This is a genomic window from Microvirga aerophila, assembly GCF_003332305.1.
Lineage (GTDB): Bacteria > Pseudomonadota > Alphaproteobacteria > Rhizobiales > Beijerinckiaceae > Microvirga > Microvirga aerophila.
Map to the genome: position 1 here is coordinate 90,256 of NZ_QOIO01000015.1, position 21,684 is coordinate 111,939.

The following is a 21,684-nucleotide window of genomic DNA, read 5'->3' on the forward strand; positions in this document are numbered from 1 at the left end:
CCCGTCGCACGATCAGACATGACCGAACTTCTTGAGTGCCTCTGCGAGCGTCATCCCCGCGGATAGCTCTGCCCGAATCGAGACCTCTATGCTCGTTAGCCTCTCTGCCTCTTCAAGGACCTGTTCGACAATCGCAGCCGGGATGGTGAGGACGCCATCCTCATCGCCGAGGATGAAATCCCCTGGCTCAATCTTCACAAGGCTGGTCGTCGCGCCCCGTAAAAATACGGGAGTCTGCCAAGCATTGACCTTCCAACGTCCAATGGACTGGATCGGTGTTCTGTATCTCGCGAAGACGGGGAATTCATGCTGGCCGATCCAGCGGACATCCCGAATACCTCCGTCGACGAGAGATCCCACGCAGCCACGTTCCTTCATCCCGATGGCGATGAGTTCTCCGAAATAGCAGATACCCTCCCCGTCACCGCTCCAGACAGTAACCTCGCCCGGCGAGATGCCCTGGCAGGCCATCATCTTTTCAGGATCTCCGCCGAGCGGAAACGGCGTCATCTGACCGCGAATTGTATATGCCCAGCCCGCCAGTCGATCGGCGGTTGCTGGGAAGGGTGAGAACTCTGCTGCCAGTCCTTGATTTGGATAGCCCAGGTTGTCGAGAACATCGGCGACATTAGAGGTGTCGACCTTGAGAAAGCGGATGCGAATCTCCTCTTTCTTCTGATGATCGATTGTGGATGCGATCGAATCCATGATGGCATTTACTCTTTGAATGACTCTGGATGTCGCAATAGATCGACAATCCGGGGTTGAGCCGTCGAAACTGGTGAAAGGGATTTCAGGTGCGGACTATGAGCCTACTCGCAGAGGGGCCCTCATCTTCCGGAGGCACGCGATAACGGAGAGGGCTGTAATCCGTCCTGTCTTCGGGTTATCTGACGGTATATTCTCGATCGACATCGAAAAACTCGCTGAGTCCGAGTCCACCTCGATGCGGTGCGTATTGCGCTTAAGCGACGGATCTGCCCAGATCTCCAGCGTCGTCCGATCAGGACCGATCCCCGCGAGCGACAGCGCGACAGCCACATTCAAATTGGCCGGGAAACCGATAGCGGCTTCTCGCGGGGTGCCATTGAATACCCGGATCGGCTCTCTGATATGTTCAATCTCGATATTGTTCTGAACGAGATAGGGTGCTCCAACCAGCCCTTTCACGGGCTTGCGTGTGATCATCCGGACTGAGTGAATGGTGCCCTCGGCCGCAGCCGTAACAGCATCGAGCCCGATCAGGGCACCCGTTGGTACGATGATCTGCCCCCCGTGCTCCCGCGCCACCTCAACTAAGGCTTCGTGAGAAAGGATCGCACCAGCACTTAGCACGATCACGGTCTTGCCTGCCTTCAGAAACGGCTCCGCAATAGTGGGCAAGAGCTGCGCTGGTGCACACTCGACGACGACGTCGGCGAGGGGCTCGAGTTCCTCGATGGCAACCACCGGCACCCGCTGCTTGAGATGAGACAACCGCTCCTCGGCTCTCTGGCGATCATTGGCCGAGACGGCCGCGAGTTTGCAACCTGGCAAACCTTCGTCGAGAACCTGTGCAATTTTCTGGCCCACTGCACCTAGGCCGGCGACTGCCACTCGCAGCGGCGGATGCGCCGCTGCGTTCAAAACTGTGCTCATGATCTAAGCCCTCTAGTGATCGCTGCCAGGTGGTGGAAACAGCGATGCGTAGTGATCGGCGATCTGCCCCGACGTTGTGAACCAGACCTCGTCCTTGTGTTGTGCCAAGTGCTCGAGGACACGACGGAAATGTTTGATCCGGAACGGCTGTCCGACGATGAACGTGTGAATAGTGATGCCATAGACGAGGGACTGGTGCTTTGATTGTGCCAGCAGCTCGTCGAAGTTATCGATCGCCATATCCGCGAATGCTGGGGCAGTACCATCGTGCATGACGATCATTGGGACGTCATTCACCTCATGTGGGTAGGGGACGCTCAGAAGCGGCCCTCCACGGGTCTGCATCCAGACAGGCTGATCATCCATTGGCCAATCGAGCGTATAAGCGTAGCCGACCTCAGCGAGGAGATCCTCGGTGTTGGCGCTGGGATGGGCCCCAGGACTCATCCAACCGCGTGGCGGCTTCTCTTCGTGCTTCCTGATCGCATCTGTCGCCTCTTGAATTAGGCCCGCCTCCGCCTCAGGAGACATTCCATTCTGGTGTTCTGAGTTCGTGCGGCCATGAGCGACAATCTCGTCGCCGCGCTTGCGATGTGCAGCGACAAGTTCCGGACAATGGTCATAGCATTCGGTGTTCAGGAGAACGGTGATCGGCAGCTGGTACTCTTCGAAAAGCCCAATGAGTCGCCAGCCCCCGACTCGATTACCGTACTCGCGCCACGCCCAGTTGTAGGTGTTAGGGTGGCTTAAGCCTGGTGAATATGGCAGGCCGAGCCCAGTCCCATAAGAGAAGTGCTCCACACAGAGCGCGAAATAGACGGCCAGCCTCTTGTCACCCGGCCATGTGAAGGCCGGGCGGTTGACGATTCCTGAGTATGGGAAACGACCGTGCGAAGGAAGCATCGTTGCCTCGCTATAGATTAGGGACGGTAATCGCTCGGCGCAACGACGTTGCTCAAGTCGACGGAGGACAGGTTGTCCGATGTGACCAGAAGCGCCGGTAGCACAACTTCCTTTTCGACAGGCTGCTTGTTGGCTGCGGCCACGGCCTGCTTCAACGCGGCGCGGCCCTGCGCTACGACTTGCTGGATTGACGTACAGACCAGCTCACTGTCCTTGAGGAGTTGTTGCGCCGTCGGGCTCAGGTTGGACGCTGAGACCTTGACGCCCTTCAGCTTTCCTGCCGACTTCAGCGCGGAGACCACGCCAGCCGCCATGTCATCCGTTGCGGCATAAACGCCGTTCAGATCAGGAAACCGCTGCGTCCAGTCTTCTGCGGTCGTAAGTGCCGCATTCCGATTGTCCGCAAGACGAGACTCCGCCACGATTTTCATGTCCGGCGCCTCCTTGGACAGGGTATCTTTGAATCCTTTTGCGCGTTGATCTGACCAGGCTTGTCCAGTCGGGCCAGCCATCATTGCGACATTGCCCTTATTCCCGAGCGCCTTTGAAAGGCACTGAGCCTGGAGCTTGCCCATGTCGTAGTGGTCTGCACTGACGGTGGAAACGAGCTTTGGTGTGTTTGGCGGGGACGAAATTCCGACGACGGGAATCCCTCGCTCAATCGCCTGCTCGACAACTGCCTTTATCGCATCTCCGTTCGTCGCCCCGACGATGATTGCGTCGACCTTGCGCTGCATCAGGTCCTGAATCTGAGCGATCTGCTGACTCGAATTGGCGTCGCCACCGGCGTTCAGCTTGAGGACCTTGGCCCCAGATTTCTTAGCTTCATCCTCGATTCCATACACAGCAGAAATCCAAAAGGAGGAGGCGAGATTGGGAACAGCTACACCAATCGTCTTTTCTTGAGCCACGGCTGTGCTCACCACCGTCGCGATCGAGGCAAGAAGGCTGAGGCCTCCAAGAAGCGTCATCGTCGTCTTTCTCATGTTCGACTCCTTGAGTTAACTTGGGCGAGGTGCCGGATGGCATATTCGAGGAGGCCTGAGCCAATGATCACCAGGCCAACCGCGATCTGGGCAACGAAGGGCGAGACGCCCTGAAGGTTCAGGCCGGTGAGGAGAACCTGAACAAAGGCTGCTCCGAGCACGACGGAGGACACGCGGGCGACTCCGCCTGACAGCGCGGTTCCGCCGATTACAGCCGCCGCAATAGATTGTAACTCCATGCCCGTTCCCTCGGTTGGGAGACCGGTTCCCGCCCGAATGGTCAGCAGCACACCGGCAAGGCCGGCATAAAAACCGCAGAGTTGGTAGGCTCGGATCTGCGTGCGGGCAAAGCTGATGCCAACCAAATGAATCGCGTCAGGGTTCGAGCCTAGCATGAGGATGCGCCGTCCCACTGCGAGGCGGTTCAGAATCCAGGCGGCGAGCCCGACGAAGGCAACGGCTCCCCAATAGGCCGGCGGCAATCCAAGAACCGGATCGAATGCCAGCCGAGCGGCTGTGGCTGTGTCATTGAGCGGCACGACCTGCCCGTCGTCCGTGAGCAGCAGCGAGAGGCCGCGAACCCCGACCAACATTCCCAGGGTGGCAACAATCGGCTGGACGCCGACGAACCCAATGAGAACCCCGTTCAAGGTTCCAACGCCAAGACCGGCTAAGGGACCGAGGAAGAGACCTGGTAAGCCGAAGAAATTGGCGCCAAGCGCAGCGATGGTGCTCGATAGAGCAACCGTCGCACCCACTGAGATATCAAAGCCGCGGGACGCGATGGCGAACATCTGACCGACGGCCAAGAGCCCCAGAATCCACATCTGAGCGACAATGCTCTGAAGATTGCCTGTGTTGAGAAACTCGGGTGCGGTGATTGCAAATGCGAGGACCCCAATCCCAAGACATAAGGGTGCCACGAGGAAACGTCCGCCGAAGCGAGGGATCGGGGCATGAACTCTCATTGTGTCCCGCCTCGTCTGGCGAGAAGATGCCACGCCATCTGGATTGGGCCAGACGCTCTTTGCAAAACGACCGTTCCAAGGATGACAGCTGCCATCATAAGTTGCTGGTAGGCGACAGGGAGGTTCAGCAGAACGACTGCATTGTTCATCATGGCGATGATCAGCACGCCGCAGACGACCTGTGAGGCGCGCCCCTGCCCTCCCGAGAGCGGGATGCCTCCGATGGCGCAGGCCGCGATAGTTTCGAAGGGCAGATTGGGAGCAAGGCCTGGTTGGCCTGATCCAACACGGCTCGTCAGGATAACGGATGCTACCGCGCAGAACCCTGAGGCAACGATGTAGCCCGCGAAAATGGTGAGCCTGACCCTGATCCCTGACAATCTCGCAGCTTCGGAATTAGCTCCCACCAGATACCAGAGGCGACCTATGTGGGTGTGGGTGAGGAGCCCATAGAGAGCAATGAGGCTCAGGACTGCGGCAATGATCGGCACAGGCACACCGCCAATGCGACCGCGCGCTGGCCAGGTGAAGGCGTCGGTGAGGGGAGCGTCAATCGGAAGCCCGCCGGCTAGCGTTGCAGCAAGGCCGGCCACGGCCATAAGCATACCCAGTGTGACGAGAAAGGGTGGGAGGTCAAAACGTGCAATGAGTGCTCCATTCAAAGCACCCACTAACAGAACAACCGCCGCTCCTGCCGCAAAACCTCCAGCAATCCCCAGGTCAGGCAGCGTTAGGACCGTCATGATGCTCGCGAGTGCGACTGAGGATCCAAATGAAAACTCGATTCCACCAAGGATGAGCACAATCGCCTGACCACACGCGACAATGCAGAGAATAGAGGCGATGCGTAGGACGTTCTCTATGTTCCCGAAAGTCGCAAAGCGGGGGACAGCAAGTGCAAAGAGCACGAAGACGGTAAGCGTGAGCCAAGCAGATGCCGGAGGAATAAATCGATTTTTGATGCTTTGCTTCATGGGAACCGTAAGAGCCGTCAAGCAGCCGCCCTCCCTGCCAGGGATTGCATGAGAGCGGCTCGGCCGGCTCCCCAAGGGAGTTCACATTCAACATTTCCATGGCGCACGACCAGGATACGATGAGAGAGAGCCATCACTTCATCGAGGTCGCTTGAAGCCAGCACAACAGCAGCTCCATTTCGAGCGGCTTCAATGATTGCTTCATGAATCGTCTCTCGGGCCGCAATATCAACGCCGCGGGTTGGCTCAAGAACGATCAAAGCACGGAGCTGCGGCAAAGATAAGCTGCGCGATATGAGGAGCTTTTGCTGGTTGCCCCCACTGAAATTACCAGCCTGCAGATCTGGTTGAAAGGGATGCAGCTTAAGGCGTTGCAGCCATGGCAAGATGCTTTCACTCTCTACCTCTCGGTGAAGAATGCCGTGGGTCGAGAAGCTTTTGATTATAGATGCAGAGGCGTTTTGCAGCGCCGTCAACATCGGAAACAGCCCTTCCGCATGGCGGTCGCTGGGAACATAGCCAATGCCAGCAGCAACGGCTCTTCCACGATCACCCAAAGGGATGGCCCGCTCGCCGACCTTCAACATGCCTGAGACGGTAGAGCAAGCGCCAGCCAGAGCCGATGCTAGTTCAAGCATCCCCGAGCCAACCAGGCCGGCAAGTCCAACGATTTCGCCGGCGCGAACCGCAACGTCAAATGGCGATGAGTTCGCGTGAAGTTGAAGCTTGCTTGCGCGAAGCGTGACGTCTCCAGGGGGCGGCAGATCTCGGATCGCAATATCGACGGCCTCTCCGAGCATCGCGCGAACCAGATCTGTGCGGGTCAGAGTTGCGCGTGGCTCCCCATCGATGACCGTCCGACCGTCCCGCAGCACTGTAACATCGTCGGCGAGAGCATCGATCTCATCGAATTTGTGGCTAATGAACAGAACGGCAGTTTGTTGGGAGCACAGAGTGCGGACGACGCCAAAGAGGCGCTCAGCCTCCTCCTGGGTCAGTGCAGCGGTCGGCTCATCAAGCACCAGAACCTTGCACTTCTGCCCGAGGCCGCGGGCAATCTCCACAAGCTGTCTTTCGCCGATTGAAAGGGCTTCAACAGGCGTCTCGGGATCCAGATCGAGCCCGACGGCTTTGAGCCAGGTCTCTGCTTCTTGGCGGCTGATGGTGGCGGACTTCGCCGAAAGGCTTTTCGTGCTGCCATATGAAAAGGCCGAGAGATTCTCGACGATGCTGAGATGGGGAAACAGGCTCAGGTGCTGGTAGATCGGAATAATTCCGGCTGCGATGGCGTCCTGAACGGAACGGAAGCGTGCGGCAGAGCCATCGATCGTGATTGCGCCTTGTTCGTGCTGAATGGCCCCGACAATGATCTTCACCATCGTACTCTTGCCGGCCCCGTTCTCTCCAAGAAGGGCGTGAACCCGTCCGGGAAAGAGGCGTAGGGACGCAGCGCGAAGAGCACAGGTTGCACCGTAGTGCTTTGCAACTCCCTTGACCTCGAAGACAGGCGCAACGGATGTTGTCACAAGCCCTCCCTTTGTCGGGTCTGGCACTGGCTGCAGGTGCCTGGCGGCGCTCCTCAGCCAGAGAATCCCTTGAATAGGATCAAAGCTAGAGGACTTCTCGGTGCGCCAACAAATGAATAATTGGGCGCCATGGATGACAATAGCTCATGCATGAGCAAGGGAGCGGGGCTGGATCTCCGAACAATATCGGGTAGGCTTGCGATAAGATGGCCTCGGGATCCAGGACCATGCGACGCAAGCTTCCTCCGTTATCCGCTCTGCGAGCTTTCGAGGCTGCGGCACGAACTTTGTCCTTTACTAAGGCTGCGGAGGAACTGCTGGTTACCCAGGGCGCCGTCAGTCGCCAGATTCGGCTTCTGGAGGAGCATCTGGGCGTGGCACTGTTCACGAGGTCGATCCGCAAGGTTGAGCTCACACCTGAAGGCGAACAATATTCTATATCGATAGGAAGGGCCCTCGACGAGGTTGAGAATGCAACCGGACGCCTGCGACGCGACGGCCGTCGGGAGGTCATAACGATCAGCGTTCTCCCAACGATCTCGTCGTTTTGGCTCATGCCGCGTCTTGCTGCATTCTCGGAAGCACAAGGCAAAGCCGAGGTGCGCATCATCAACTCAATTGAGCCGGTGGACCTTCAGGCAAAAGGCGCGGATCTGGCGATCCGTGTTGGTCGTATCCCGGGAGAGGAATTCGGTGCCGACAACCCGAGAATAGAAATGGACATGGTCACGGATTGGCGTGGCATCCATTCGGACTTGCTGTTCCCCGATGTACTTGCCCCTGTCTGCGCTCAACAGCTGATTGATGCAAATGACCCAGTTATGTCGATTGACGACCTCGCGCGTTACCGGCTTATTCATGTCACGACGCGCCGATATGCCTGGCATGACTGGCTCAAGGCGAACGGATCCTCGCTAGATCCCGACCAGGATGCGCTTTATTTCGGACACTTCTTTATGGCGATGGAAGCAGCGCGTTCTGGTAAGGGAGTCGCGATTGTACCCACCGTGCTGCTCAGACATTACGAAGCAGCCCGCGACCTGATCTGTCCGTTCAAGCCCGGGATACGCAGCGCCGGAAACTATCACCTGCTCTTCCATGAGAGCCGTGCGGCGGATCCGCACCTAACTCTGTTCAGACAATGGCTGGCCGAGGAGGCGTCAACCGAGCGTGAGGCGGACCTCTACGTGAAATAACATCAAAGGCGCTATCGTAATCCGCTGCCAAATTCCTGAGAGAAAGCAGCTCATGCTAGCGGTGAGGACCGCGCACCTGCACAAGGCGAAGCACCTCCTTCGCGCAAGATTCCTGGAATTGAAGGGCGGGGGGACTCTGCTGAATTCGTGGTCTGGCACCCAGGTGAGGATTGTACCTTAAACGCCGGTACATCAGCAAAATCAATGGCTTAACCTAGCCCTAATTTAACCGTGTGTACCACCGCTATGTACTCATGTCGAGCGAGCGAAAGCACAGTGCGTCCTCTCCCATAAGCCCTACCTTACTGATCTGCTCTATGAAAAAGGCCCCGGAATTCTCCGAGGCCTTGTAATCATAGTGAGTGGGCTCTGGAGGGCCTATTCACCAACCGGAGCAGTATCATGTCCCTATATCCCAGCAGTCATAGTCTCGGCGGGATCAGACGGGTCGGGTACGTCGTCTGATCCCAAGGATTAAGCAACGAGCCGCACCCGTGGCCTGCTGATGGTGCCGACGACACGTGCTCGAACGCGGCGCGCATCTCCGGGCAGATAGGCAATCGGGATATCCTCCGCATCAACCAAGCTGATCGACTTCGGATCGGCGCCTGCCTCTACTGCTCGGCTGGTCGCGATCTCCTGGGCTGCGGCGATAGCAGCATCGCGCGTCAGTCCAGAGAAGACTTGGTCAACCTCGCCAGAGACTTGAGCCATGGCGGCCCCAAGGGCATTAGCAACGCCTGCATGCGGCACGCGAATGACCTCGCTGACACCTTCAAGCTGATCCGGAACGAGGAAGGCACCCCCGCCGACCACGATAACCGGAGTGTCGCCAGCCGATGTCTTCATCCGATCGACGCCATCCTCGATCATGGCATGGATGCCGGCGAGGTGCTTGGCGACGAGCGCACGGTCCAGGTGGCGGACTCTGTCCTTATCGCCGATCTCGACCAATCCGGCCGCAACCGCGATATCCGTCGTTGTGAGCGTGCTCCCCCCGAAGACGAGCGCCTCTTCCGTAATGCGGTAACCGACGCTCCGGGGGCCGATCTTGCCGGTGTTGGGGTCAATGATCGTGCCACCTCCGAGGCCCATCGGCAGCAAATCGGGCATGCGGAACAGCGTACGCACGCCGCCAACCTCGACGATGTTATTGGCCTCACGTGGAAATCCGTTGACGAGATAACCAATGTCACTGGTCGTTCCGCCGACGTCGATAACCATTCCTTCGTCCCGGCCGGATAGGAAGGCCGCCCCGCGCATGGAATTGGTAGGGCCCGAGGCGAAGCTGTAGACAGGGTTCGCGGCAGCGACCTCAGCCAGAACCACCGTTCCATCGTTCTGAGTTAGATAGAATGGTGCTCGGATGCCGACGCTCGCGAGCGCACTACGGAAGGCGTCGACGGTTTTCTTCCCAAGGCTCTGGAGCGAAGCGTTAAGCAGCGTAACGTTCTCGCGCTCCAGCAGCCCGATGCGACCGAGCCGATGCGAGAGCGTGATGCGCGCCTCCGGCAGAACCGAAGTGACGATCTCTGCCGCCTCGAGCTCGCATTCCGCGGTGAGCGGCGAAAAGAGAGCCGTAATGCCCACCGCTGTGATCCCCGCATCACGGATCTGCATCGCAGCGTCCTGGATAGCGTCTTTGTCCAGCGGCACGAGCGGGCGCCCATCATATTCATGTCCGCCCTCGACCATGAACCTGAGCGGATTCACGGCCTCACGTAGATCCGCCGGCCAATCGACCATGGGAAGCAGCGAGGCCGATGCCGGCATGGCGATTCGGATCGCGGCAACCCGGTCAAGCCGGGCACGCTCGACTACCGCATTGGTGAAATGCGTCGTGCCGATCATAACGGCGTCGAGATCATGCACTGCGTCAGCATGGCTCTGAACCAGATGCTCAATGCTTTTCACAACGCCGGACATCACATCCGCCGTCGTGGGTGATTTCACAGCTCCCAGAACTGTCGTGGAGTCGATCAGGACGGCGTCCGTATTGGTGCCGCCAACGTCAATGCCGATGCGTTTCATGCTGCGAATACCGATTTGAACTCGAGGTCATAGCCGAAGGCCCGGGGACCGACATGGTCGAGTCCCTTCGGTGTGAGCAGGATCTCTGGAGCCGGGAGGGCAATAACCGTCACTCGCTGGCCGTAACGTAGCGTCTCTGTGCCAATCGCTTCCCCGGAGACCGTGTCGAGCACGCAGATCAGATCCGGCGTCATCACCACAGGCTCACCGTCCCGGAACCCGACCGCCCACTCGTTCTGGAACGCAAGCTCCATTTTGCTACCGCGATCGGTATCAAGCCCTTCCAGCTTGGCTGCGCCACGCAAGAAGCCACCGGTCGTGCGGCGGTCGACATCAGCTACCTTGCCCTTGAACACGATTTTACCCCCCTCGTGCGCGAGCACGGCGGCAATCGGATCTTCATGAGCTGCACGGGCCTTCAGGACGGCCTGTCCAAGGCGGGTTGCCTTGGTGACAGTGTGGAGAACCCCCCACTCCTTGACCTCCTTGCCCGTACGTGGAGCTTTGCAGGTAGCTGAGGTCGAGCCAACCTCGGTGCAGACCTTGCGCGAGATCCGCTCCATCCATTTCCACGATGCAGCGCGGGTGACCAACACCTCGTTGTCGCGGCAATCGACCAAGCTCAGAGGATACATCTGCAGATCGCCGATAGCGAAACTCGTCATCTGGGCCTCGGGGTAGGCCCGGCCCATCGCATCCGCATCCACCACAGGACGATCAAGAACTGCCCCGGCAAGGAATGGCGAGATCGCGTTGCCGCCGCCAATCTCCACACTCATGATCGCGCGGAACTGCTTGCCAATGTAATCTTCCATCACCAGCACAGAGCGGGCGAGATGGACGGGATCGACAAGGCGTTCTTGGCCGACGAGCGGCGCACCCATCTTCGAGACGACGGCGACGTAATCGTCATCCTCTAGCGCGAGCGGATCAAGCAGGCGGCAAGTCTTTCCGTCGGCATAAAGTTGCTTCAGGTTGAGCTGGGCAAGATAAGGACTCCCCCCGCCTCCGGTGCCAAGAATCCAGGCGCCGATAGCGAGCGGATCAATCTCTTCCGCTGCGAATTCGCGGATCATTCTGTCACCTCCGGTTACGCTGGTGACGATACCGAGCTGGTGAAGCCCCTGAAATAAGGGTGTGCACCTAATCCGTTTGGCCCTAAATTGGCACCCTCCGCCCCGAAGTGGCTTGCTCCAACGCGCCGCCGTGGGTTAAATTCTATAAGGGCAGGAATAGGTTAGGTGCTCGACCACAGCGCAACGACAGTGAGTTCAGCCGAGAAGTCGCATTTATTGCGTGTAGCCTTCTTGAGTGTCGGGCAAACACCGCGCATGGATGTTGTTCCCGAAATCTTAGCTCAGCTCGACCTGCCCATCGCTGCCACGGAATTCGGAGCCTTAAATGGCCTCTCTGACCGTGAGATCGTCGAGCTGGCGCCGTCTCCGTCGGAGTATTCCCTGGCCACCCGCCTTTCGGATGGGAGCAACGTGATTGTTTCCAAGCCCCGCGTTGCAGAACGCCTTGCGGGTATTCTCGCCCAATTTGGGCCGAGCGATTTTGACCTTGTGGTGATTCTGTCCACCGGATTGTTTCGAGAGTTTGATAGCCGGTGTCCGACTGTCAATGCACAGCGGGCCATCGAGGCCGGTATTCTTGCCCTCGCGGCCCAAGGTGACGCGATCGGGGTCGTGCAGCCTCTGGCTCAGCAGGTGCAGGAGGTAAGCATTCCTGCCTTGGCATCCTACCGTGTCCTTGTAAGCCACGCGTCACCGGGCGATCGGGATGCTCTGGCGCGGGCACTGGTCGATCTGGCAGAAAGCGAGATCATCGTGCTGAATTCTGTCGGTTTCAGCGAGGCTGATCGGACCATGGTGGCGCGGGCGAGTGGGAAGCCGGTGGTTCTCGCCCGCCGATTAGTGGCAGGTGCCATGCGCCTGCTTCTCGACGGTCGTAAGGATGTAGCACGAACCTACGATACAGCGCCGATCTTGGCCGAGAGATTGCAGCGGCTGACCCCGCGTGAGCGGCAAGTGCTCTCGCTCGCAGCCGAAGGGTTGTCCAATAAAGCGATTGGCCGCCAGCTCGGCATTAGTCCTAAGACTGTAGAAATCCACCGCTCTAAGGTCATGAGCAAGATGGAGGTTGCCTCCACGAGCGCCCTCATTAGGCTCATCGTTTCGGCAGAACACCCGGGATTGTGAGGCAAATTGCCTAGTTCTTTAGCATGCCACAAATAGGGGCAATCCCCTATAGCTGACTACCGAATTCAGAAGCTAGCCTCTGTTGTCTCGAAATACAGAGCTGGATCATGACGAAGAAGCTGCGACTAGCATTCGTAACCATCGGCCAGAGTCCTCGGAGCGACATCGTCCCCGAGATGCTGTCGGACATCGGAGGAGACGTCGAGGCTCACGAGTTCGGTGCACTCGACGACGTTCCTGAAGACGAGATCCGGGCCCTCGTGCCTGCACCGGGCGAAACCTCCTTCGCAACCCGCCTTCGGAACGGGCGTGAGGTCACTATTTCCAAGGAACGGGTCGAGATCCGCCTTGAGGAGCTCCTGGAGCGCATCGATCAGCAAGGCTTCGACGCAATTGTGTTGCTCTGCACAGGCACGCATGTGAAGCCCCTGCGCCGAACGTTCATGATCGAGTCGCAGCGTGTCGTTGACTCCATGGTGGAGGCTTTGGCCGCTTCGTCCCAGCGTTTGGGCGTGATCCTGCCGCTTGCACGTCAGGTTGAGGAGTTTCCCAAGCGTCACGTGTTCTCTCGCACTCCCAAGCTGGTCGCCGCCTCTCCCTACGCGGGCGACGACATCGCCGAGAGAGCTGCGGCTTTGGCCGATTGCGACCTCGTGGTCATGCACTGCATGGGATACTCGGAGGCGATGCGCGCCGCTGCGCGGCAATCGATTTCGGCTCCTGTGCTTCTCTCACGCCGCATTGTGTCCGGAGCAGTCCGGCAGATCATCTGAAGCTAGTCCATAACCAAAAGGGAACAGGAGTGAAGAGGATGCGCAACTGGATTTACGGGGTCGCAGCAGCAAGCCTGATAGTAGGCATGCTTCAGGCTGGTCCGGCCGAGGCCTTTGAACGGGTCGAAGGCCGGAAGGTCGTGGTATTCGGCGGGCGCCAGGCGATCCCCGTCCTTGATCCCCATGTGCGCTACGATTGGTCGACGCGCATGATGCAGCAGGCGGTCTATGACGCCCTAGTGAAATACGAGGGCAATCCGGCGGAGATTAAGCCGTGGTTGGCCGAGCGGTGGGAGACAAGCGAGGACGGTAAGACCTGGACTTTCCATCTCACCGGCAACGCCAAGTTCCACAACGGCGACCCGGTCGATGCAGAGGCCATCCGTTACTCGTTCGAGCGCGGGCTCAAGCTCAACAAGGGCGTGGCCTGGATGCTCAAGGATTTTCTGACCCCTGAGAACATCGAGGTGGTGGATGCGCGTACGATCCGCTTCAAGCTGAACTCGCCCTACTCTGCGTTCCTGTCGTTCCTGCCATGGTGGTATGTCGTCAATCCCAAGGAAGTGAAGGCGAACGAAGTCGACGGTGATTACGGCCAGAAGTGGCTGACCGACCATGCCGCAGGCTCCGGCCCGTTCAAGCTCAAGCGGTGGGAACCAAACGTTCTCTATGAGGTCGAGGCGGTCGCTGACTACTGGAAGGGATGGCCGCAACGTGAAGCCAACCGGCCGGGTGGCGTGATCTACCGCATCATCCGCGAGCCGGCCGCCCAGAAGGCGTCGCTCCAGCGTGGCGAGGCGGACATCGTCGAAGGACTCACGCCAGACGACTACGTGCAGATGGCTCGCCAGCGCGGCGTCACGATCCAGGATTATCCTGGCATGACAACCTTCAGCATCAAATTTAACACCCAGCAGGGTCCCACTGCTGACAAGAACCTGCGCAAGGCCATTGCCCATGCGCTCGACTACGACGGCCTCGTTCAGATCTACAACGGAGCGGCCAAGCTCCAAACGAGCCCGTTCCCGGATGCAATCCGCGGCCACATCAGCGTTCCGTCTGTTCCCCGCAAGGACCTTGCTAAGGCCAAGGAGTTTCTTGCCAAGTCACAGCACCCCCAAGGTGGTGTGACGCTTGAGTACTATCACGTCGCTGGCCTTGAGGAGGCTCGCCGCATCGGTTTGCTTCTGCTCGACAACCTAGCCCCCCTCAATATCAAGGTGGACCTGCGGCCGGAACAGTGGCCAAACATGGTGGCTAAGGGAGCAAAGGTGGAAACATCACCGGCGATGACCTCGGTCTTTGTGACGCCGATCTCCACTGACCCAGATGCAGTGGCATATCAGTATCACCCGAATTCGCACGGCCAGTATTTCGCTATGTCGTTCTACAATAACCGGGACGTCACAGCGAAGATCGACACCGCCCGGCGCACGAGCGACTGGAATGAGCGCGCGAAGCTTTATGCGGAGATCCAGACCCAGATCGTCGAGGATCAGCCCGAGGTCTTCGGGATGCTGCAGAACCGGCGCTGGGCCCACCGGGACTATCTGAAGGGCTTCGTCTTCAGCCCAGTTCGCTTTACCGGCGAGGTCGATCTCTACCCGCTTTGGATTGACGCAAAGTAATGAGGGCTTGGCCAGTCATGGCAATCCCTATGGAATGCGAGTAACGCGATGGTTCTGTTTACCTTGCGCAAGGTCGCGGTTCTGATTGGGACCATGCTGGGCCTGGCTGCACTGACCTTCATCATCACCAATGTCGCGCCGGGAGACCCGGCGCGCCTCGTCGCCGGCCCTGACGCCACCAACGATATGGTGGAGACCATCCGGCGCGAATACGGCCTCGATCGTCCGCTGATCGAGCAGTTCCTCATCTATATGGGCGACCTACTGACAGGCGATTTGGGCCGCTCGATCGTGTCCACCCGCTCTGTTATGGAAGAGCTCGCGCGCTATGTGCCCGCAACACTGGAGCTTGTACTCGTCGCGATGACGCTCGGCATTCTTATCGGCGTGCCGTTTGGAATGCTGTCTGCGGTCTATAAGGATCGCTTTATCGACCAGGTGACACGCATTCTCTCGATTTCAGGTGTCGCGCTGCCCGCGTTTTGGTTCGGCATCCTGCTGCAGCTGTTCTTCGCGGTGCGTCTTGAACTCCTGCCCGTTTCTGGGCGACTGCCGCTGACTGCGCTCGCTCCGGAGCCGATTACTCACTTGCTGCTCGTCGACACTCTTCTCAGAGGCGACTTCGAGACGTTCCGGGAGGCGCTCTCGCATATCATTCTGCCTGCCATTGTTCTCTCCTTCCCGTGCTTGGCTTCGATTCTGCGGGTAAACCGGGCCGAGATGATCGAGGTGCTGCAGTCCGATTACATCGTCGCTGCTCGGGCGCACGGCATCGACTCTCGCCGGATCGTCATGCTTTACGCCCTGAAAAACGCTCTCCTCCCGACCATCGCCATGATTGGACTGCGCTTCGGTTGGATGCTTGGGTCGACCGTGCTCGTAGAGACCGTGTTCGATTGGCCTGGGATCGGGCTCTATGCTGTCTCGTCCGCCTTGGCATCAGACTTCAAGCCAGTAGTGGGCGTAACCCTCGTGATCGGCTTCTTGTTCATGATCACCAATATGCTTGTCGATCTGGCCTATGCCTGGATCGATCCTCGCCTGAGGAGCGCACGATGACGTCAGCCGATCTCCCGGCCACAGCGCCGGAAATTCCGTCCTTCCGCGAGCGTCACGCAAGCACGATCCGGCAATGGCGTCTCTATACGCATCTCTTTGCTGGCAGCTTCTCATCGATGCTCGGCCTTGCGCTCGTGGTGCTGTTTTTGATCCTCGCCATCTTCGGACCGGTGCTTGCACCCTACCCGGAGGACACCACAGGCGCCGTCAATCTCAGTCAGCGCCTGCTCTCGCCAAGTCTTGCTCATCCATTCGGCACAGACGAAATGGGTGCAGATATCCTGTCCCGCATCATCGTGGGTGCCCGTACGTCCCTCTGGATTGGGCTCATCATCACCGGAGTCGGTGCTGGCATCGGCGTGCCGCTTGGCATTATTGCGGGCTATCATGGCGGCTTTACCCGCGCGGTGATTATGAGGGTGACGGACTTGTTCCTCTCCGTTCCTGGCCTTGCGCTCGCGCTCACGATTGTGGCGGCGCTCGGCCCGGGCATCACCAATTGCGTGATCGCGCTCTCCCTCGTGTGGTGGCCAGGTTACGTGCGTCTTGTCGAATCCAAGACTCTCTCCGTCAAAGAGGAACTCTACGTTGAATCCGCACGGGCCCTTGGTGCGAGCACCCCATGGATTTTGCGGCGGCACATCCTGCCGAACTGCCTGACGCCAATCATCGTCAAGGCCAGCATGGACATGGGCATGGCGATCCTCTCGGCTGCCAGCCTTGGCTTCATAGGCCTTGGTGCCAAACCGCCCCTTCCCGAGTGGGGCTCAATGATCTCCGTGGCCCGTACCTACATGCCAGACTGGTGGTGGTATTCCCTCTTTCCGGGTCTTGCCATCTTCCTGACGGTTCTAGGCTTTAACCTTCTCGGCGACGGGCTGCGTGATATTCTCGACCCAAGGAGCCGCAGCCGATGACTGCTTTGCTCAGCATCGAGAACTATCATCTCGATATTCCCACCTTCGACGGTACCTTGAAGGTGCTGGATGGCATCAACCTGTCTCTTGCTCAGGGCGAGACGCTCGGCATCGTCGGCGAGAGCGGCTGCGGCAAGACTGTTCTGGCTCGTTCTATCCTCGGTATCGGCCCCCAGCGAGCCCGGCGAACCAGTGGTCGGATGACGTTCGACTCTATGCCGCTCGACGAACTCAATGAGGCGGAGTGGCGCCGGATCCGTGGCGTGAAGATCTCAATGATCTTCCAGGATCCGATGACCTACCTCAACCCACTTCTCACGGTCGGGCGCCAGTTATCCGATGTCCTGGTGGCGCACGCTCGTGCCTTGAGCAGGCCTGCCCTCTCGCGGCAAGAGCGTCGCCGCCGTTGCAGCGAGCTTCTGGATCAGGTGCAAATCCGTGATCCGGAACGGGTGGAGGCCAGCTATCCGCATCAGCTCTCGGGCGGCATGCGCCAGCGCATCCTCATCGCCATGGCGCTTGCCGGTGAGCCCAAGCTTCTGATTGCTGACGAGCCCACGACGGCACTTGACGTGACGATCCAAGCCCAGATTCTCGACCTTCTGCGCGATCTCGTGCATCGTCTCGGTCTCACAGTTGTGATGATCAGCCACGATGTGGGCGCCATTGCTGCCATCGCTCAGCGTGTCGCGGTGATGTATGCGGGTGTCGTTGTCGAGCAGGGAGCGACGAACGACATCCTGACACACCCGCGTCATCCTTATACCCAGGGCCTGCTGGGAGCCTTGCCTGACATCGAGGGCGATCACCAGAGCCTCGAAGCCATTCCGGGCACAATCCCCAACCTGATCCACCCGCCTTCGGGCTGTCGCTTTCATCCGCGCTGTCCGCGCGCAACGGCGATCTGTACGAGTGATAAGCCTGCAATGACAAGCATCGGAGCCGACCATGTTGTCGCCTGCCATCACGCCCTCGACTGACGCTAACACCGATGACGGCTCGATCCTCTCGGTCACTGGGCTCACAAAGGTTTTCGTCTCGGGCGGCAAAGAGTTCCGCGCCGTCGATGACGTTTCTCTCAGTGTCAACGCCGGTGATGTCCTCGGCATCGTGGGCGAGTCAGGGTCAGGCAAGTCGACTGTCGCACGCCTCGTCATGAGACTGATCGAGCCCACGGCCGGACGCATTGTGTTCGAGGGCGGGGATTTGACGGCCAAGTCCGGTGAGGAGCTTCGTCGTATGCGCCGACACATGCAGATCGTATTTCAGAACCCGCATTCATCCCTTGATCCGCGTCATACTATCCACAGCGCCCTTGCCGAGCCATTTTTGATCCAGACAAATCTGCGAGGCATCGAGCTCGAACGACGGATCGACGCTCTTCTAGATATTGTGAGCCTGCCTAAAGCCTTCAAATACCGCTTTCCGCACGAACTTTCCGGTGGCCAGAAGCAGCGTATCTGCATCGCCCGTGCCGTCGCACTTGAGCCCCGGCTGCTTGTGCTTGATGAGCCGACCTCAGCTCTCGACGTCTCCGTGCAGGCCCAGATCATCACCTTCTTGCAAGAGCTTAGGCAGCGACTGAATCTCACCTATCTGTTCATCTCCCACAACCTAGCCGTTGTCCGTCACATCTGCGACCACGTGATCGTCATGAACCAAGGCAAAGTCCTCGAACAGGGGACAACCGAGTCCGTGTTCGCACATCCGCAGAATGATTACACTCGTCAGCTCATCGACAGCGTGCCACGCCTGCCGCGACTTGCAATTTAATCCTTGTCAGTCTGCCGGGCGGCACATCGTAGGTTCGGGTACGCACACTGGATCGGCTTTCGGCGGGAGCCGGTCAATCGGGGTGGCGGCTAATACGGCCTATGCTCTGACTTACCCGGCAACAGACTGGCTGACTCTGGAGATCGCCTGATCGAGACAACCGCTCACGCGGTTTGACTTTTCACACCAATCGCCTTTCGCACCTCTGGTGCCACCCTCGTTCCGAGGATCTCAATCGCCCGCATCAGCTTGAGGTGGTCTATCACGCCAATAGCCATCTGGATCAAGAAGCGGTCGAACCGGAAAATCTCATGCGCGGCCAGGATCTTGTCCGTGACCTCGGCAGGGCTTCCGACGAACAGCGCACCGCGCGGTCCCCTGGCCGCGTCGAACTGCTGGCGGCTCGTCGGCGGCTAGCCGCGCTCCCGCCCAATCCGGTTCATCACGTCCGCCTGCGGGGCATAGAAGGTGTCGGCAGCCTCCTGGGTGGTGTCGGCGACGAATCCGTGCACGTTGATGGATGTCTTCAGGGTTGCGGGATCGTGGCCGGCCCGCTGGGCTGCCTGCCGGTAGAGGTCGAACAAGGGTGCAAAACGCGCTGGCTCTCCCCCGATGATGGCAAGAGCCAATGGCAGATTGAGGACCCCGGCACGAGCAAGAGACTGCGGGGTCCCGCCGACTGCGATCCAGATCGGCAGTTTCTCCTGATAAGGCCGCGGATAGACGCCACGGTCTGTGATCGGAGGAGTATGTTTCCCGCCCGGCCAGCTGACCTGCTCGCTTTCGTTGAGTTGCATCAGGAGTTGCAGCTTCTCGGCAAAGAGCGTGTCGTAATCATCAAGGTCGTAGCCGAAGAGCGGGAAAGACTCGATGAAGGAGCCGCGGCCGGCCATGATCTCGGCTCTCCCCTCGCTGAGATTGTCGAGGGTGGCGAACTGTTGAAACACGCGGATTGGGTCATCGGAACTGAGCACCGTCACCGCGCTTGTCAGGAGAATGCGCTTTGTCTGGGTCGCTGCGGCTGCCAGGGCTACAGCAGGCGCTGAAACCGCATAGTCGGGCCGGTGATGCTCGCCGAGACCAAACACATCCAGTCCCGCCTGGTCGGCCAAAACAATCTCTTCCACCAGGTTGCGGAGGCGCTCCGCCGGACCAACCCGGCGTCCCGTCGCCGGATCGGCGCCCACGTCGCCGAAGGTGTAGAGTCCAAGTTCCATAAGAATGGTCCTCCCATAGGGCCTTCGCCCCAGTCATAGTCCCACCATCACAGCTATCAGCTGCCCTTTAAATGGTAACCCCGCTAGTGCCCTGCCGATGCCCCATGCGCCAGTCACGGGTTACGGCTGGCTGCTGCCCGCTTCCTTGGGAGGGTAGTTCATGCACCCAAGTCTTTTCACGCGGACCACAACATACTTCACTTCCCGGCCGACCGATTTTGTCACCTTGAGCAAGCTTGTGTCTCCGCAAGGTAAGCAGCTCAGTCTGAAGGTCGATTTCGCCGCTCTTAACGAGGCGAATGATAGTCCGGAAGTACCCGCCAGGGTTTCGGATGCTGTGTTTGCCGCTTGAGACATCGTCGTCATAGAGTTGCAGGACGTAGATCACAGCTGTTGCAGCATGCATGGCTCCGATGGCCTCGACGGCCTCAGTCCAGGCGCTTGGGTGGGCTCCCAAGGAGGCTCGAAGGAATCGTCCGGCTGAAACAAGATCGACAACATCTCGAATCGAGTGAGCACAATCGGAGATCACGGGGCACGCTTCGACGATCAAGGCTGGTAGCGACATCTCAATGGGTAAAGCATCTTGAGCACCAGGCTCCGTGTCATCCTGGCGGCCGTTGTGACAAGTCTCACTCAAGGATTCATTCTCTGCCTCAATGTGTCGGCATGTCGTGCCGTCACAGCTTGCCTGATAGAACGCTTCTTCAGCGAGCTGTCTCATCTCGTTCCAGGCCTCAACGAGCCCGGCCGGGAGGGTCGTCCCGGAGCGTTTCGGGGTGCGAGCTTTCAGGGTACTGACGCGGCTCTCAAGCGCAGTGCGATCAACTTTGGGATAGTACTGCGCCAGTGCACTCAAAGCCGCTTCGGTGGCACGACGGCAGATCGTGATCTCGTCAAAGGAGCGCTTTAGGAGTTCCTTTCGTTGCTGTTGCTCGGCGGTGACGGCGGCCCACTCGCCTCGACGGGCATAAAGTGGCGTTAGATCAAAGCCGAAGGCATCGACAACAGTCCCCTTCTCGTCCCGAACGGCGTAGCGCTTGCCGTTTGGCAAGTCCTTCGGGATGAGCACTTGAAGCTCAATCAAGGCCTGGATGGCATTGCGGATCGCCCGCTCCGACAGTCCGGTAGCCGCCGTCAGCCGCTGGTTGGACGGCCAGACGAGAAGCCTGTCCATGTGGTGTTCGCCCCAACAGACGACGAGCTGGCTTAAAACCAGTCGTTGCGGCGCGCTCAGACGGAGCGCTCTTTCAGCATCACGAGCAGAGGCTGAAAGCTCCTTTCGTGTAACAACGTGCCCGGTTTCGAGCGCAAACTTCCTCGCGGCCAAAGCAGCGTGTCTCAGCCGCCGGCCTCCAGACGATGCGGATTGCATCGTACCCTCCATTGTGAGGGCAAAGCGGGAGCGTTCACCGAAACCGATGTTCTTGACACGCAGCTTATCGGGATGGCATAAGGATTGTCGCCAAACTAATCCGGTCGCCGTCCCTCGGTGACTCCAAAGGCCCTCGAAGTTTCCAGCTTCGTGGGCCTTTTGCTTTGCCTAGCCTTAGTTCACGGTTGTCTTCTCCCGTTCGAAGAGTGTTGCGAGGTCGGGGATGATCGCAGTCCAATGAGACCGATGCGCTCTCTTGTGCCGGCACTGATCTCGCCACCGGCTTCTTTGAGCACCAACACGACGATCTCCCGGAAGTCCGTCTGGCGAGGGACCTCTCGGAAGCGCTGATGATCTTGCTGCCTCAAGCTATCGGACGTTGTGTACCCCACTCTCTCGCAACACATGAGAGATGAACCGATTCGGTGTTACGTGTGGAGTCGATCTGTAAGAATCGATTAATCCTGATTGTGATTTTCACTGAAAAGCTGAGTCCGAATGAGTCGAGCGCTTGGATGG

The 21,684-nt window shown here is 59.0% G+C and carries 18 protein-coding genes and 1 pseudogene; 8 read left to right on the top strand and 11 right to left on the bottom strand.

Annotation, left to right across the window (positions count from 1 at the left end; translation table 11 throughout):
* Positions 1-12: 12 nt before the first annotated feature.
* From DRB19_RS10440 to DRB19_RS10470, 7 genes are all read right to left on the bottom strand, one after another.
* Complete coding sequence (locus tag DRB19_RS10440) at positions 13-708, bottom strand: RraA family protein (protein WP_114185981.1); 696 nt, start codon at positions 706-708, stop codon at positions 13-15.
* A gap of 96 nt (positions 709-804) precedes the next feature.
* A complete protein-coding gene (locus DRB19_RS10445) occupies positions 805-1,638 on the bottom strand; it encodes an aspartate dehydrogenase (RefSeq protein WP_114185982.1) in 834 nt (277 codons plus the stop codon).
* A 12-nt stretch (positions 1,639-1,650) separates the two neighbouring features.
* Positions 1,651-2,541 (bottom strand): polysaccharide deacetylase family protein, encoded by an 891-nt coding sequence (locus DRB19_RS10450; protein WP_114185983.1) that lies wholly within the window; start codon positions 2,539-2,541, stop codon positions 1,651-1,653.
* A gap of 17 nt (positions 2,542-2,558) precedes the next feature.
* Entirely contained in the window at positions 2,559-3,527 is a 969-nt protein-coding gene (locus tag DRB19_RS10455; RefSeq protein WP_245439387.1) for a TMAO reductase system protein TorT, read from the bottom strand.
* Positions 3,524-4,495: an ABC transporter permease gene (locus DRB19_RS10460; protein ID WP_114185985.1), complete on the bottom strand. Its 972-nt coding sequence runs from the start codon at positions 4,493-4,495 to the stop codon at positions 3,524-3,526. The genes DRB19_RS10455 and DRB19_RS10460 overlap by 4 nt, the downstream gene beginning before the upstream one ends.
* Positions 4,492-5,469, bottom strand: coding sequence for an ABC transporter permease (locus DRB19_RS10465; protein ID WP_114185986.1), 978 nt, complete (start codon positions 5,467-5,469; stop codon positions 4,492-4,494). Before DRB19_RS10465 ends, DRB19_RS10460 begins: the two co-directional genes overlap by 4 nt.
* A 17-nt stretch (positions 5,470-5,486) precedes the next feature.
* The gene (locus DRB19_RS10470; protein ID WP_114185987.1) at positions 5,487-7,022 is read right to left on the bottom strand and encodes an ATP-binding cassette domain-containing protein; all 1,536 of its coding nucleotides are present in this window, start codon (positions 7,020-7,022) and stop codon (positions 5,487-5,489) included.
* Between the two features lie 200 nt (positions 7,023-7,222).
* On the opposite strand from DRB19_RS10470, the gene DRB19_RS10475 reads away from it, so the two are divergent.
* Entirely contained in the window at positions 7,223-8,191 is a 969-nt protein-coding gene (locus DRB19_RS10475) for a LysR substrate-binding domain-containing protein (protein ID WP_162815647.1), read from the top strand.
* A 474-nt stretch (positions 8,192-8,665) separates the two neighbouring features.
* On the opposite strand, the gene DRB19_RS10480 is transcribed toward DRB19_RS10475, so the two are convergent.
* Together DRB19_RS10480 and DRB19_RS10485 are read right to left on the bottom strand one after the other, a co-directional pair.
* Complete coding sequence (locus DRB19_RS10480) at positions 8,666-10,222, bottom strand: hydantoinase/oxoprolinase N-terminal domain-containing protein (protein WP_114185989.1); 1,557 nt, start codon at positions 10,220-10,222, stop codon at positions 8,666-8,668.
* Entirely contained in the window at positions 10,219-11,298 is a 1,080-nt protein-coding gene (locus DRB19_RS10485; RefSeq protein ID WP_114185990.1) for a DUF917 domain-containing protein, read from the bottom strand. The genes DRB19_RS10480 and DRB19_RS10485 overlap by 4 nt, the downstream gene beginning before the upstream one ends.
* 165 nt (positions 11,299-11,463) lie before the next feature.
* Between DRB19_RS10485 and DRB19_RS10490 the strand changes: the two genes are divergently transcribed.
* The 7 genes from DRB19_RS10490 to DRB19_RS10520 all read left to right on the top strand — a co-directional run bounded on the left by DRB19_RS10490 (position 11,464) and on the right by DRB19_RS10520 (position 18,573).
* On the top strand, positions 11,464-12,423 hold the full coding sequence (locus DRB19_RS10490) for an AroM family protein (RefSeq protein WP_210207462.1): 960 nt from the start codon (positions 11,464-11,466) through the stop codon (positions 12,421-12,423).
* Between the two features lie 107 nt (positions 12,424-12,530).
* Positions 12,531-13,196 (top strand): AroM family protein, encoded by a 666-nt coding sequence (locus tag DRB19_RS10495; protein WP_114185992.1) that lies wholly within the window; start codon positions 12,531-12,533, stop codon positions 13,194-13,196.
* A gap of 38 nt (positions 13,197-13,234) precedes the next feature.
* The gene (locus tag DRB19_RS10500) at positions 13,235-14,824 is read left to right on the top strand and encodes an ABC transporter substrate-binding protein (RefSeq protein ID WP_114185993.1); all 1,590 of its coding nucleotides are present in this window, start codon (positions 13,235-13,237) and stop codon (positions 14,822-14,824) included.
* Between the two features lie 48 nt (positions 14,825-14,872).
* Positions 14,873-15,883, top strand: a complete 1,011-nt coding sequence (locus DRB19_RS10505; RefSeq protein ID WP_114185994.1) for an ABC transporter permease — start codon at positions 14,873-14,875, stop codon at positions 15,881-15,883.
* On the top strand, positions 15,880-16,800 hold the full coding sequence (locus DRB19_RS10510; protein WP_114185995.1) for an ABC transporter permease: 921 nt from the start codon (positions 15,880-15,882) through the stop codon (positions 16,798-16,800). The genes DRB19_RS10505 and DRB19_RS10510 overlap by 4 nt, the downstream gene beginning before the upstream one ends.
* Positions 16,797-17,780: an ABC transporter ATP-binding protein gene (locus tag DRB19_RS10515; protein ID WP_114185996.1), complete on the top strand. Its 984-nt coding sequence runs from the start codon at positions 16,797-16,799 to the stop codon at positions 17,778-17,780. The genes DRB19_RS10510 and DRB19_RS10515 overlap by 4 nt, the downstream gene beginning before the upstream one ends.
* Positions 17,749-18,573 (top strand): ATP-binding cassette domain-containing protein, encoded by an 825-nt coding sequence (locus tag DRB19_RS10520; RefSeq protein WP_114185997.1) that lies wholly within the window; start codon positions 17,749-17,751, stop codon positions 18,571-18,573. The genes DRB19_RS10515 and DRB19_RS10520 overlap by 32 nt, the downstream gene beginning before the upstream one ends.
* 164 nt (positions 18,574-18,737) lie before the next feature.
* Here the strand turns inward: DRB19_RS10520 and DRB19_RS10525 are convergent.
* Both DRB19_RS10525 and repC read right to left on the bottom strand, forming a co-directional pair.
* Positions 18,738-19,790, bottom strand: a pseudogene (locus DRB19_RS10525) (LLM class flavin-dependent oxidoreductase).
* 67 nt (positions 19,791-19,857) lie between these two features.
* On the bottom strand, positions 19,858-21,165 hold the full coding sequence (gene repC, locus DRB19_RS10530) for a plasmid replication protein RepC (protein WP_114185998.1): 1,308 nt from the start codon (positions 21,163-21,165) through the stop codon (positions 19,858-19,860).
* Positions 21,166-21,684: the final 519 nt, after the last annotated feature.

What these genes read in the sequence shown, in the direction of transcription:
- DRB19_RS10440 (WP_114185981.1), bottom strand. Translation starts at nt 708, where the DNA reads ATGGATTCGATCGCATCCACAATCGATCATCAGAAGAAAGAGGAGATT.
- DRB19_RS10445 (WP_114185982.1), bottom strand. Translation starts at nt 1,638, where the DNA reads ATGAGCACAGTTTTGAACGCAGCGGCGCATCCGCCGCTGCGAGTGGCA.
- DRB19_RS10450 (WP_114185983.1), bottom strand. Translation starts at nt 2,541, where the DNA reads ATGCTTCCTTCGCACGGTCGTTTCCCATACTCAGGAATCGTCAACCGC.
- DRB19_RS10455 (WP_245439387.1), bottom strand. Translation starts at nt 3,527, where the DNA reads ATGAGAAAGACGACGATGACGCTTCTTGGAGGCCTCAGCCTTCTTGCC.
- DRB19_RS10460 (WP_114185985.1), bottom strand. Translation starts at nt 4,495, where the DNA reads ATGAGAGTTCATGCCCCGATCCCTCGCTTCGGCGGACGTTTCCTCGTG.
- DRB19_RS10465 (WP_114185986.1), bottom strand. Translation starts at nt 5,469, where the DNA reads ATGAAGCAAAGCATCAAAAATCGATTTATTCCTCCGGCATCTGCTTGG.
- DRB19_RS10475 (WP_162815647.1), top strand. Translation starts at nt 7,223, where the DNA reads ATGCGACGCAAGCTTCCTCCGTTATCCGCTCTGCGAGCTTTCGAGGCT.
- DRB19_RS10480 (WP_114185989.1), bottom strand. Translation starts at nt 10,222, where the DNA reads ATGAAACGCATCGGCATTGACGTTGGCGGCACCAATACGGACGCCGTC.
- DRB19_RS10485 (WP_114185990.1), bottom strand. Translation starts at nt 11,298, where the DNA reads ATGATCCGCGAATTCGCAGCGGAAGAGATTGATCCGCTCGCTATCGGC.
- DRB19_RS10495 (WP_114185992.1), top strand. Translation starts at nt 12,531, where the DNA reads ATGACGAAGAAGCTGCGACTAGCATTCGTAACCATCGGCCAGAGTCCT.
- DRB19_RS10500 (WP_114185993.1), top strand. Translation starts at nt 13,235, where the DNA reads ATGCGCAACTGGATTTACGGGGTCGCAGCAGCAAGCCTGATAGTAGGC.
- DRB19_RS10505 (WP_114185994.1), top strand. Translation starts at nt 14,873, where the DNA reads ATGGTTCTGTTTACCTTGCGCAAGGTCGCGGTTCTGATTGGGACCATG.
- DRB19_RS10510 (WP_114185995.1), top strand. Translation starts at nt 15,880, where the DNA reads ATGACGTCAGCCGATCTCCCGGCCACAGCGCCGGAAATTCCGTCCTTC.
- DRB19_RS10515 (WP_114185996.1), top strand. Translation starts at nt 16,797, where the DNA reads ATGACTGCTTTGCTCAGCATCGAGAACTATCATCTCGATATTCCCACC.
- DRB19_RS10520 (WP_114185997.1), top strand. Translation starts at nt 17,749, where the DNA reads ATGTTGTCGCCTGCCATCACGCCCTCGACTGACGCTAACACCGATGAC.
- repC (WP_114185998.1), bottom strand. Translation starts at nt 21,165, where the DNA reads ATGCAATCCGCATCGTCTGGAGGCCGGCGGCTGAGACACGCTGCTTTG.